The organism is Telluria sp. ZT3P26 (assembly GCF_059686035.1).
The window spans coordinates 504,575-516,865 of record NZ_JCASII010000003.1 but is presented as its reverse complement, the minus strand read 5'-3'; the positions used below and the strand labels follow the sequence as shown (position 1 = coordinate 516,865).

At 64.6% G+C, this 12,291-nt stretch carries 9 protein-coding genes; 4 read left to right on the top strand and 5 right to left on the bottom strand.

Translation table 11 applies throughout. The features are described from left to right. Positions 1-31: 31 nt before the first annotated feature. Entirely contained in the window at positions 32-1,000 is a 969-nt protein-coding gene (locus AC56LN_RS12980; RefSeq protein WP_499572239.1) for an IS1595 family transposase, read from the top strand. Between the two features lie 12 nt (positions 1,001-1,012). Here the strand turns inward: AC56LN_RS12980 and AC56LN_RS12975 are convergent, their stop codons facing one another. Next, positions 1,013-2,149 (bottom strand): PQQ-dependent sugar dehydrogenase, encoded by a 1,137-nt coding sequence (locus AC56LN_RS12975; RefSeq protein WP_499572237.1) that lies wholly within the window; start codon positions 2,147-2,149, stop codon positions 1,013-1,015. A gap of 524 nt (positions 2,150-2,673) precedes the next feature. Here AC56LN_RS12975 and AC56LN_RS12970 point away from each other — a divergent pair. After that, positions 2,674-4,296 (top strand): methyl-accepting chemotaxis protein, encoded by a 1,623-nt coding sequence (locus AC56LN_RS12970; protein WP_499572235.1) that lies wholly within the window; start codon positions 2,674-2,676, stop codon positions 4,294-4,296. Between the two features lie 54 nt (positions 4,297-4,350). Here the strand turns inward: AC56LN_RS12970 and AC56LN_RS12965 are convergent, their stop codons facing one another. From AC56LN_RS12965 to AC56LN_RS12950, 4 genes are all read right to left on the bottom strand, one after another. After that, entirely contained in the window at positions 4,351-5,418 is a 1,068-nt protein-coding gene (locus AC56LN_RS12965; protein ID WP_499572233.1) for an SDR family oxidoreductase, read from the bottom strand. A gap of 132 nt (positions 5,419-5,550) precedes the next feature. After that, entirely contained in the window at positions 5,551-7,752 is a 2,202-nt protein-coding gene (locus AC56LN_RS12960; protein WP_499572231.1) for a TonB-dependent siderophore receptor, read from the bottom strand. Between the two features lie 302 nt (positions 7,753-8,054). Further along, positions 8,055-9,149 carry an alpha/beta fold hydrolase gene (locus AC56LN_RS12955; RefSeq protein WP_499572229.1) on the bottom strand — a complete coding sequence of 365 codons (1,095 nt, stop codon included), beginning with the start codon at positions 9,147-9,149 and terminating at the stop codon, positions 8,055-8,057. A 144-nt stretch (positions 9,150-9,293) separates the two neighbouring features. Continuing rightward, the gene (locus AC56LN_RS12950) at positions 9,294-10,439 is read right to left on the bottom strand and encodes an acetyltransferase domain-containing protein (protein WP_499572227.1); all 1,146 of its coding nucleotides are present in this window, start codon (positions 10,437-10,439) and stop codon (positions 9,294-9,296) included. Positions 10,440-10,553: 114 nt separating this feature from the next. Between AC56LN_RS12950 and AC56LN_RS12945 the strand changes: the two genes are divergently transcribed. Further along, entirely contained in the window at positions 10,554-11,504 is a 951-nt protein-coding gene (locus AC56LN_RS12945; RefSeq protein WP_499572225.1) for a 2-hydroxyacid dehydrogenase, read from the top strand. Between the two features lie 70 nt (positions 11,505-11,574). After that, entirely contained in the window at positions 11,575-12,210 is a 636-nt protein-coding gene (locus AC56LN_RS12940) for a class I SAM-dependent rRNA methyltransferase (RefSeq protein WP_482898937.1), read from the top strand. Positions 12,211-12,291: the final 81 nt, after the last annotated feature.

The following is a 12,291-nucleotide window of genomic DNA, read 5'->3' as shown; positions in this document are numbered from 1 at the left end:
CAACCCCTGTCCCCAGCGTCAGGAGAAGATCATGAAAGCGCCGTGTTACAAGGCCTGGTTCGCAAAACTGCCTTCGCTGAACCAGCCACAGCGCCGGCAAGTGCTCGATGCCCTGCATCCTGCAGCCGGGCTCGATCGGGTGGTCGCACTCATCACTGAGGTCAGAACGCCAGGCCGCTGCTGCCCCAGATGCGGCAACGAGCGTTGCTACCGGCACGGTTTCGCCAACGACTTGCAGCGCTACCGCTGCTGCGCCTGCGGCCGCACCTTTAACGACCTGACAGGTACGCCACTGGCGCGGCTGAGGCTCAAAACCAAATGGCTCGCCTATTCGCAGGTGCTGCTCGATTCACTCCCGGTACGCAAGGCAGCAGATCGGGTCGGGGTACACCGCAACACGGCCTTTCGATGGCGCCACCGCTTCCTGCAATGGGTCAAACTCGACCGGCCCGCGGCCCTGAATGGCATCGTCGAAGCTGACGAAACATTTCTGCTCGAATCACAAAAAGGTTCGCGCTCGCTTGATCGGCCACCGCGCCACCGCGGCGGCCGTGCCGGTAAACGAGGCATTTCCAGCGAACTGGATTGCATCCTGGTCGCGCGCGACCGCGAGGGACGCACGGTCGATGCAGTCACTGGCCGTGGTGCACTCACAGTTGCGCAACTCGAGCGTGACCTGCTACCCAGGCTCGATCCGCAGGCACTGCTGGTCAGTGACAGCCATGCTGCCTACCGCGCCTTTGCACGCAAGCACAGGATCGCGCACGAGACGGTCAATCTGCGCGCCGGGGTGCGTGCGAGGCGGCTGGGGAAGCTTGCCATCCATGTGCAGAACGTGAATGCCTACCACCAGCGTTTCAAGGCTTGGCTACAAGGCTTTCGTGGCGTGGCGTCGTGCTACCTGCCCAATTATCTGGGCTGGCGCTGGGCGCTGGATGGTGAGCGGATTTTTTCGCCAGAACAATTGCTTGGTATTGCCATCCGCGTCATCAACAGATAACGCTGACAGCGCCTACTTTTTCGGTGTCAGCATCAGGAGCTTGCCGCGCGGACCGTCCTCCAGCAGCCATACTGCACCGTCCGGCCCGGTGCGAACGGCGCGGATGCGTTCGCCCATGTCCCAATGGTCGACCTTCTTCGCGTTCTCGCCGTCGAGGGCGATGCGGTCCAGCGACTTGCCCGAGAGGCCGGTAATGAAGAGGGAATTTTTCCACTTCGGGAACAGGTCCGCATCGTAGTAGGCGAGGCCGCCCGGTGAGATGGCCGGATCCCAGGACACTTTCGGGGCTTCGAAGCCGTCGCCAGGCTTGTGGTCGGGGATGTCCCGGCCGTCATAGTGGCTGCCATTCGATGCTTTCGGCCAGCCATAGTTCAGGCCCGGCTTGATCAGGTTGATCTCGTCGCCATGGCGCGGTCCCATCTCCATTTCCCACAAGCGCCCCTGCCTGTCGAAGGCCACGCCCAGCAGGTTGCGGTGGCCATACGACCAGACGGCCGGGTTGAACCCCTTCGCCGCGAGCGGGTTGCCGGCCGCCGGCGTGCCGTCGAGGTTCAGGCGCAGCACCTTGCCAAGCGTCGACCTGGGGTCCTGCGCCGGGTCGAACAGCTGGCGGTCGCCACTGGTAAAGAACAGGTACTTGCCATCCGGCGAAAAGCCGATACGGCCCGAATAGTGCCCGCCCGTCGACGCATCCTGGCTGCGGAAAATCACCTTCGTATCCTTGAGTGCAGCGCCGGCCTGATCCAGTGTCGCAGTCGCGAGCGCGACCCGGGTGTCGGCACCGTTACCCGCTTCGGAATAGCTGAAGTAAAGCAGCTTGCTGGCCGCGAAGTCGGGAGCAGGCACGATGTCCATGAGCGCGCCCTGGCCCTTGCTGCTGACGGTGGGCGTGCCTGACACGGTCTTCCTGGTACCGGTTGCAGGATCGAACAGGATCAACGTCCCTTCCTTTTGCGTCACCAGCACTTTGCCGTCAGGCAGGAATGCCATCGCCCACGGGCTGTTGAAGGTGGCGACCGGCTTGACGTCGAACGGCAGGCCGCCGGTCGCGGTTGTGCTGGCCTGGGCGTTTGCGGCCACCGGGGCGGCAGCAAGCGCGAGAAGGGTGAGCGAGAACGTGGTGGCAACGCCGAGTATGTTCGAATTCATGTTTTCCAGATCTCCATTCGCGGATTAACGCCAGGTGGTTAAGACGGTGCGTACCCGTCGCCCATGCGCGCGACGTCATCGCCGGCGCTATTGGTGTGAAAGTGCGGTAGGAAGTGTAGAGCAAAACGCCAATTCGATGCCAGATTCGGGTAACTGGTCCAGGTCAGCTGCTGCGGGCAGTACGAAAAACTCGTCGCCACCAAGGCGTGCCTTCGAGCATGTTGTTTATGGGCAACGAATAATTCTTTATGTGTAACGCATGGTGCGGTGCCCTGAATTCTTGCTTACACTAAAGCCTGTATTTACTCAGTAATGTGGTCGTCATGCCGGTCTGGCCTGGCACTGACTGGACCATGACATCCCGTCATGACGACACACCGTCGACCCGCTGCATTCCACGCCCTGAACGGCCTGTATGCGATGCAACATCATTCTGTCGTTGCCAGTCACACCGCATCCGGCTTTCGCTGCGCGTGCCCACTTCACCGCTGATAGTAACCAGCAAAACCCCTCGAGGCAAAAAAATGAACGCATTCAAGAGCTTGAAAATCGGCACGCAACTGATGCTGGGATTCGGTCTGGTCACTGCATTAATGCTGGTGCTGGGTTCATTCGCGATATTCGGTTTGACGAGCATTCACGCCGCAACGGAGAAGCTGCACCGCGTCAACCAGGAGCACCTCAAGCCCTTGTATATCGCACGCGAAGCATTGGCGCAGACCGGACTGGCAGCGCGCAATGCGTATGTGTTCACCGGCGACGCGCAGGCCAGGAACGAGCTCGACCTGGTCGATCAGCAAAAGAAGGTGTATCTGGCCGCGCTCGACGGCATGTCGCCGGCATTTGCCGGCGATACCCAATTCGACAAGGTGCGCTCAGGATTGCTGGCGATGGCCACTGCGCTGGAAAAACCACGCAAGTTTCGTGAGGCCGGCCAGATGGAGGCGTTCGGCAAATTCCTGGTCGAAGAGTGCAGTCCGCTGCGCCAGCAGATCGTCAAGGACATCGCGGTACTGGTCACCAACGCCGAGCGTGAGGTGGCTGACGCCGATGCATCGGCCGAGCAGGCTGAAGCTGCTGCCCGCAACTGGGTGATCGGCCTGACGCTGACCGCATTCGTGTTCAGCGTCGTGATCTCGACCGCCATCAAGCGCCTGCTGCTCAAACAGCTGGGTGGCGAACCTGCGTACACTGCCGCGATTGCCAACCTGATCGCGTCGGGCGACCTTGCCACGAACGTGGACGTGCGCACGGGTGACAGCACCAGCCTGCTGTTCTCGGTAAAAACCATGCGCGACAGCCTCGCGTCGATCGTCGGTAAAGTGCGCCATGGAACTGATGCGATTGCGAGCGCCTCAGCAGAAATCGCCGAAGGCAGCTGCGATCTGGCCACCCGCACCGAGGTGCAGGCGTCTTCGCTCGAACGTATTGCATCGGCGATGGAAGAGCTGACCACGACCGTGCAGCAAAATGCGAACAACGCACAGCAAGCCAACACCTTCGCGCAGTCGGCGTCCTCGGTCTCGCAGGAGGGCGGCGCGGTCATGCTTCAGGTGACAGATACGATGGCGTCGATCAATACGTCATCGAAGCGCATCGTCGACATCATTTCGGTCATCGACGGCATCGCGTTCCAGACGAATATCCTGGCGCTCAACGCCGCGGTAGAAGCGGCGCGCGCAGGCGAACAAGGGCGCGGGTTTGCCGTCGTGGCCAGTGAAGTGCGCAACCTGGCGCAGCGATCGGCGAGCGCCGCCAGGGAGATCAAGGTCCTGATCGAAGACTCGGTCGGCAAGGTGGACACCGGCTCCGAACTCGTTCAGCGCGCGGGCAGTACCATGCAGACGCTGATGGAGAGCGTGCAGCGCGTGACTGAAATCATGGGTGACATCACGATTGCCAGTGCCGAGCAGAGCGTCGGCCTGGGCGAAGTGAGCAACGCAATCGGTGAAATGGATGGCATGACCCAGCAGAATACGGCGCTCGTCGAAGAAGCCTCGGCCGCATCGCAGGAACTGCAGGCGCAGGCAGCTGGTCTGGCCAGCCTGGTGGGCCAGTTCCGGCTGGCCAGCGCCGGTGGCGAGACCGGCCGGCAAGCGCGGCCAGCACGTACGCCTGCCTCGTTGCGTCTTGCCGCTGTCGCCTGAACCTGGCGTGCAGGCGTGGTCGCGAACCGGCCCGTCGCACGCCAGCCTGGTTGATTACGGAATCAGGCGCTCTGCGCGCAGGCGCGCAAACAGGTCGAAGAACGACGCGTCGGTCGCCTGGTAAGCCGTGAAGCCCAGGCGGCGGCTGTTGGCCATGTCCGTCATGACTTCAAGGGGCCGGCCCAGATCGAGGTCGGTATGCCAGGCCGAGGCCAGGCGATCAAGATCGGCCTCCACCAGGCCATGGCGCGCCGCGATGTCGCGCCACAGCGGTGCATCGTTTGCCATTGCTGCTTCGAGTGGCTGCACGGTGCCATTGAAACCGGCCGCCTCGACGCCGAAGAACGCGGCCAGCTTCGGCCACAACCAGCTCCAACGGAACACGTCGCCATTGACGATATTGAAGGCTTCGTTGCGCGCCGCATCGGTATCGGCGGCCCAGACCAGCTGCCTGGCCAGCATGCGGGCATCGGTGACGTCGGACAAACCATTCCACTGCGCAGCTGAGCCGGGGAACTGGAACGGGCGCCCGGTTTCCTTGCAGATCGTCGCATACACGGCCAGCGTGGTGCCCAGGTTCATCGCGTTGCCCACGGCCAGGCCGATGACGGTGTGCGGACGGTGGATGGTCCAGGTGAAGCGGTCACGCTCCGCGGCCGCATAGACTTCGTCTTCCTGCGCGTAATAAAAATTCTCGAGCGGCAGGCGTGGCTGCGATTCGCGCAGCGGCGTGTCGGGCAGCGTGCCCGAACTGGCGTACGCTTCGAATGGTCCCAGGTAATGCTTCAGGCCAGTCACGAGCGCGACGTGGCGTACGCTTTTCTGCGGCGACAGCGCGTCCAGCAGGTTGCGCACGAGCGCGGCGTTGACGCGGATGTTCTCGGCCTCGGTGTCCTGGCGCATCCAGGTCGTGATGAAGACGTGGGTCGGGGCGACGTCCTTCAGTGCGGCGCCCAGCGCGGCAGGGTCGAGCAGGTCGGCGGCAATGTGACGCACCTGCGGCAGGTCGCGTGGTGCGCGGCGCGATAGGCCGACGACATCCCAGCCTTGCGCCAGCAGTTCGCGGGCGGCGTGGTTGCCGCCAATGCCGGTGACGCCGACGACGAGTGCAGTTCGTTTCATGGTGTGGCTCCTGAATTGACAATTGTCATTCATTCTACTGCGCACGATTGATGTGCGTGCTGCCGCACCGCGCTGCACCCGCGTCGGGCCCATGGCCAGGCCCATGACACAGGGCGTTACTGCATCACCGCATCAGAAGCGGTAGCGCAGTGTCAGCGACGTGTTGCGCGGTGCGCCGTACGTGAACTGGTTGTAGGCAGCGAACATCGCAAACGTTTTCTTGTCGGTCGCGTTGTTGACGTTCAGCTGGGCCGACAACTGCTTGTTGAACTCGTAGCGCGCCATCAGGTTGACCAGCGCGTACGACGCTTGCTCCATGCGGCCATCGATCCCCGGCGCCACGGTGCCATCAATCGTGTAGGTGCTGCCCTCCCAGTTCACGCCGCCGCCGACGGTCAGCTTGTTCCACTGGCCTGGCAGGCGATAGCTGGCAAACGCGCGCAGCGTCTTGCGTGGATAGATCGAGTTGAAATCGACGCCGGTGGCATCCTTGGCGCGGAAGATCGCGTAGCCGACGCTGGCGTTCAGGCCCGAGACGATTTCGCCCGAGACATCCAGCTCGATCCCCTTGCTGGTGGCGCCCTGGGCGGCGCGATAATAGTTTTCTTCAAGCAGCGGTCCGGACGGCCCATCGCGGTCGATGCGGCCTGCGGTCTGGCCCAGGTTGTCCTGCTTCAGGTGGAATACGGCCAGCGAAGCGTTCACGCGGCGGTCGAAGAACTCGCCCTTGATCCCGGCTTCATTGGCCTTGCCCTCGATCGGGTCGAGCATATTGCCCGCGACGTCCTTCAGGTTTTGCGGCTCGAAGATGCTGGTGTGGCTGGCGTACAGCGAATAGGTATCGTTCAGGTCGAACACGAGGCCGGCATATGGTGTGATCTCGTTGTCGTACTTGAGCGAGTAGGCCGGCGTGTACGGGCCACCGCCTTCTTTTTCATACCTGGTCACGCGTGCGCCGACGACGGCCTTGAGGCGGTCCGTCAACGTGAAGCGCGCCATGCCGTACAGGCCTTGCTGGGTGGTTTCGCTGCCTTCGTAGAACGCCTGCGCGCCGAACGTCGGCGTCGGGTACGACGCCGGATTCCAGTTGTTGATATCGGCCACGACCGGGTCCGTCCCATCGTACCTGGCCGCGCGGCTGTTCGAATTGAAGTCTGTCTTCGCATGCAGGTAGCCGAAGGCGGCTTCGTGCTGACGCTCGCCCAGCGTGAACTTGCCGCTCGTGTGCACGCCGAAGTCCTTCTGCGTGGTCTGGATCACGTACGATCCCGTGAAGGCATTCAGGCCGCCGCCCGTTACGCGATCGGGTACGCCCGACAGATACAGCAGGTGCGAATCGCCGTCGCGGGTGGCGTCGGTGTAGGTCAGGCGCAGCTTCCAGCCATTGGCGAAGCGGTGCTCGTAGTCGGCAAAGAAGTTGTCGTACTGGTTTTCGTAGCCGGCCCATGGCGTGGCGGTGGTTTTCGAGCGGTCCCAGTCGATGACCGAGCCATCGCTGTAGCGGTACGGCAGGCCGCCCCACATCGAGCCGCGCGGGCTCATTTTTTGGCGCGAGAAGCCGGTCGAGAAGGTGCCGTCGCGGCCGATGTCGGCTTCGACGGTGGCGTAGATGGTGCGGTCCTTGTTTTCCAGGTATTGCACCCAGCTGTCGCCCGCGCTGTATTCGGCCACGGCGCGGCCACGGATGCTGCCCGAGGCATTCAGCGGCGTCGAGACGTCAGCCATGACGCGGCGCTTGTCCCAGCGGCCGACGGTGGCTTCGACCGTGCCATCGAGTTTCTTGCTGAAGGCGCGCTTGCGCACCAGGTTCAGCGCGGCCGACGGCGTGCCGGCACCGGTCATCAGGCCGGTCGCACCGCGCACGACTTCGACGCGGTCGTACAGGGCGAGACTACTCAGCACTTCGCCCGCGCTCCAGGCGGCGTCCCAGGTGGTCGGGATGTTGTCGATCTGCAGATTGGTCACCTCGAAGCCACGCGCGGTGAAGCTGGCGCGGTGCGTTTCGTACTGGTTGACCGACACGCCGGTGACGTTGTTGGCGACGTCGGTGACGGTGAGCAGGCCCTGGTCTTCGATGCGCTGCTGAGTGATGACTGACACCGATTGCGGCGTGTCGCGCAGCGACATGTCCAGTGGCGTGGCGGTGCGGGTGCGGCCGATGGTGTACGAACCGACGGCGTCGCCCAGCTTCTGCGCCTGTACCTGCACTTGCGGCATCGACGTCGTGCCGGCATCGGTGGACTGGGCCTGGGCCAGCAGCGGCAGGGCGAGGCCCACGCAGACCGTCAGTGTTTTCAGGTGAAGACGCCCGGCAGGGCAGACCAGCTTATCCATCGTTGTTCCTGTTGTTCGTGATTGATGCGGAAGGCGACGACCCGGGACCCGGGTGAGACGCGCCAGCCATGGTCACATGGCTGATCATCCGTAATGATAACCATTCTCATCTACTGGTGTCAACTTGATATTGAGCAATGCGACGCGCAGCCTGGGAGGCAGGCAGCTTGCCGGCTGGCCGACGGGGGAAATGGAAATGGTGCCAGCGCGGTTCGCGGCGGAGGAGGTGCGTCGATGCCGGGGAGTCCGCGGCACGAGGAGTTGAAGCGGACAGCGGCGCCGGGCGCGCCGCTGTCCGTGATTCAGGCGCCCGATGCTGCCGGCGCGCCGAGCCAGTCGAAGATGGTGGGCCACAGCGTGGCATGCGCGCTGCGGCCGACCAGCACGCCGACATGCTGCAGGTTCACACCGATGTCGCCATGGTATTGCAGCACCTGCTTGCGCTCGCTTGAGGTCGCCTCGTGGAAGGGCACCACGGCGGCCGGTGGAATGACCTTGCTGCGGAAATCGACGACGCTGAGTAGCGGCGAGCGCAGGTCGGCCGGCCCGATCGTGCGGTCGTTGATGGCAAGACGGCCTGCCATGAAGTCGTCGTTGCGGTACAGCGACTCGACGATGTCGACGAACAGCTTGCCGGGCAGCGCGAATTCGTCATGGCTCCAGCGCTCGACCTGCATGTGCGTGGCCAGCGCGGACGGATCGAACAGTGACAGCCAGCGGTCGGTCGCGCGTTCCCAGCCGAAGGCGTGTGGCTCGGCCATCGCGCTCATCATGTTGAGGAAGGCGCCCGGCACGTGGTGGAAGGTGTCGGCGATCTGGCGCGCGTCGGGCGTGGCCTTGACCAGCGGCGCAAAGCACGAGGCGCCGTGCGCGAAACGCAGCGGCGACTCGAGCAGCACGGTGGCCGTCACACGATCGGGATGCATGGCGCTGTAGATCGCTGCCAGGATGCCGCCCAGCGAATGGCCCACCACCGTCAGGCTGGCTTCGCCGCTGTCGGCCTGGATGGCGCGCTGGCAGCTCGACAGCATGCGATCGCCGTAATCGGCCAGGCCGACGGCCGGGTCGCCGTCCGGCATCGGCAGCCATTCGGCCAGGTAGACGCGGTAGCCGCGTTCCTGCCAGCGCTGCACGACGCTGATGGCGGGCGCCAGATCCCAGATGTAGGCGCGCTTGATCGGCGCCGGCACCAGCAGCACCGCCGGCCCGCTGGCGGCAACGGGTTCGTAGCGGCGCAGGTGCAGGCCCGTTTCGGCCAGGATGACCGTGAACGGCGTTTCCTGCGGGCCGTGACCGGCCTGCTCGAGCTGCCGGCCGCGTTCCTGGCGGCTGCGGTCCATATTCCTGAGGGCTTGTACCTGCTGCGGCCCCAGGGTAGTCCAGTTGCTGGCGTACATGGCGATCCCATCGAAGTGGCGACCATCGAACTGTACCCGCTTCGGCGATGTTCGCCAATCGGGGCGTGCGCGAATCGCCACGGGGTTTGCGCTCGCTGCTATGCGGTCTGCAGCGGCAATGCCATGCCGACATTGCCGCTCGCTCTACAAGTACTTGACCCAGGCCTGGCCGCTCTCGCGTTTGTAGCGGCCGAACCGCTTCGTCGGCCAGTACAGCAGCGTCGCCAGCAATACCGAGCCGAGCCATACCTGCCAGACATGACCGACATCGACGCGCGGCAGCTCCAGCACGAACGCGGCCACGCGCTGGGCCACCAGCAGCAGGTACAGGTGCGCGATATAGAAGAACAGCGGGGCGCCACCGAACACGGCCGCGACCCGCACCCAGCCGGCGTCGATGCGCTCGATCCAGGCCAGCACCAGCACGCCCACGCCGAGCGTGAGCAGCAGGAAGTCCAGCGATGGCGGGTATTTCGTGAAGTTCAGCCACGACATCGCGCTGTGCAGCAGGGTGTCGTGCGGTGCCCAGGGCTGCGGCTCGCCGTACACGTTCCAGGTGCGCAGCACCGCGAGCAGCAGCAGGCTGGCCACGCCAGCCATGACCAGCCAGCGCCGGCGCTGCGCAGCGGGCATGCCGCGCGCATACAGGGGGCCGCAGGCGTAACCGAGCAGGATCACGCCGATCCACGCCAGCAGCGGATAACTGATGCGCACCCGCACCGGGTCGTACATCAGGTTGCCGCGCTGCTCGAGGATCTTCCAGGCGCTCTCGGCCCAGCTATCCGGCGCGAATGCCACGCCGGCCAGTGCATTGTGGCCAGCGACGATCACCACGCCGATGGCCGCCAGCAGTAGAAGGGGCAGGCGGTGCAGCAGGGCCAGCGCCAGCATCGACAGCCCGATTGCCCACATCACCTGCAGATAGATGGTCTGCGGCGTGAAGGTGCCGGTCCAGGCGAAGTTGATGACGACGATTTCGAGCAGGATCAGGAAGGCGCCGCGTTTGGCCAGGAAGCCCGTCGCGCTCCTCGGGCCGCTCGCCGGATTGGCATACAGCCAGGCCGACAGGCCGGTCAGGAACACGAACATCGGCGCGCAGAAGTGCGCTGCCAGGCGCGAAAAGAACAGCGCCGGGTCGGTGGTCGCGACGTCCATCGGATCGCTGACCTGGTGCTGCAGATAGAAGGTTTCGCGAACGTGGTCGAGCGTCATGATCAGCATGACGAGACCGCGCACGACGTCAATCGAGGCGATGCGCTGGCTTGGCGTGTGGGCTGTGAGGCTGTGCACTTCGGGGTTCATGCAGTGGTGAAGTCCCGCATTCTACCCTGCGCTGCGATCAGCAAACGTCGCCTCTGGCATACTTGGGCCATCTTCCACGACGAAACGGCAGGGTGTTGAACGATGAAACCGAGCATTCTCGTATTGGGCAGCGTCTGGTCGGACGACGTGCGCGCGCAGGTGACGAAGGCCTTCGACTGTCACTTCATGAAAGCCATCCCGCAGGCGGGCGACGCCGCGTTCGACGCGATCGCCGGCAGCATCCGCGGCGTGCTCACCACCGGCACGGTCGGCGTCACGCCCGCGCTGGTGGCGCAGCTGCCGCGCCTTGAAATCGTGACGGTGCACGGCGTGGGCGTCGATGCGGTGCCGCTGTCGCTGCTGGCCGGGAAGGGCATCCACGTGACCAATACGCCCGACGTGCTGACCGATGACGTGGCCGATTTCGCTGTCTTGCTGCTGCTGGCCACGGTGCGCCGCCTGCCGGTGCTCGACCGCTACGTGCGCGCCGGCGACTGGCCGGCCAAGGCGCCGCTCGGGCACCTGCAGGCGCGCGCTTTGAAGGGCAAGGTCGCGGGGATTGTCGGGTTCGGGCGTATCGGGCAAGCCGTCGCCGCGCGTCTGCAGGGCTTCGGGCTGCAGATCCGCTACTACCAGCGCAGCCCCGGGCCGGCGCCGGCACAGCGCAGCGCGACGCTGCTCGCACTGGCGCGCGAGAGCGACATGCTCGTGCTGTGCATGCCGGGTGGCGCCGACACGCAGGGCATGATCGACCGGGAGGTCATTGACGCTCTCGGGCCGGAAGGCACCCTGGTCAACATCGCGCGCGGTACCGTGGTCGACGAAGCGGCACTGGTCGCGGCGCTGCAGGACGGCCGGCTGGGGGCGGCGGGCCTGGACGTGTTCGAACATGAACCGCAGGTGCCACAGGCGTTGCTGGCGCTGGAGAATGTCGTGCTCACGCCGCACGTGGGCAGTTTTACCGTTGAAGCACGGCGCGCGATGGGCGCGCTGGCAGTGGCCAATCTGGTCGCGCATTTCGACGGCCAGCCGCTGCCGACGCCGGTGGACTGAGGTCGGCAACAAGGGGCGATAAGGGCGCCGCATTGCTGTATCATCCCCGTCCTGCAAACGAAAGTCTCACATGCTCATCATTACCATCAAGCAGGGCAAGGAAAAAGCCCTGCTCGCCGGCGACCCGTGGATCTACCTGTCGGCTGTCGAAAAAGTCGACGGCAAAGGCCACGAACGCAACAAGCCAGGCATCACCGCGATCGTGCAAACGTCGACCCGCCAGTTCATCGGCCGCGCCGCTTACAACGCCAAGTCGCAGATCGTCGGGCGCATGTGGTCGCTGCGCGAGGACGAGCCGGTCGATCACGCGATGATCAAGCGCCGGGTCCAGGCCGCCATCGACAAGCGCGCCGCCGCGCTGCGCATTGCCGATCCGCAGGCGCTGATTGGCTTGATCGATGGTGAAAAGGATGGCTTGCCGGGCCTGCAGGTGCATCAGTATGGTGGCGCCGACGGCTATCTGATCTGCCAGTTCAACGCTGCCGGTGTCGACATGTGGAAGGTGCCGGTCGTGCAGGCGCTGCTCAAGGCCACCGGTTGCCGCAACGTCTACGAACGCAGTGACCCGCTGGTGCGCCAGGGCGAAGGGCTGCTGAATACCCCGGGCGCGCTGGCTGGCGACGAGCCACCCGACCGCCTGATGGTGCGCGATGGCAAACGCCTGGTGCCGATGGATATCGCGACCGGGTTTACCTATCCGCGCTGAGCGTTTGACCTGTCAGTCCAGCCGCTCGTGATGGTCGGCCACGCCGCGTTTCCGGCAGTGGGAGGCCTTGGTCGCTCGGAG

Coding starts and splice junctions, on each gene's coding strand:
- AC56LN_RS12960 (WP_499572231.1), bottom strand. CDS start 7,752: ATGGATAAGCTGGTCTGCCCTGCCGGGCGTCTTCACCTGAAAACACTG.
- AC56LN_RS12945 (WP_499572225.1), top strand. CDS start 10,554: ATGAAACCGAGCATTCTCGTATTGGGCAGCGTCTGGTCGGACGACGTG.
- AC56LN_RS12965 (WP_499572233.1), bottom strand. CDS start 5,418: ATGAAACGAACTGCACTCGTCGTCGGCGTCACCGGCATTGGCGGCAAC.
- AC56LN_RS12940 (WP_482898937.1), top strand. CDS start 11,575: ATGCTCATCATTACCATCAAGCAGGGCAAGGAAAAAGCCCTGCTCGCC.
- AC56LN_RS12955 (WP_499572229.1), bottom strand. CDS start 9,149: ATGTACGCCAGCAACTGGACTACCCTGGGGCCGCAGCAGGTACAAGCC.
- AC56LN_RS12975 (WP_499572237.1), bottom strand. CDS start 2,149: ATGAATTCGAACATACTCGGCGTTGCCACCACGTTCTCGCTCACCCTT.
- AC56LN_RS12980 (WP_499572239.1), top strand. CDS start 32: ATGAAAGCGCCGTGTTACAAGGCCTGGTTCGCAAAACTGCCTTCGCTG.
- AC56LN_RS12970 (WP_499572235.1), top strand. CDS start 2,674: ATGAACGCATTCAAGAGCTTGAAAATCGGCACGCAACTGATGCTGGGA.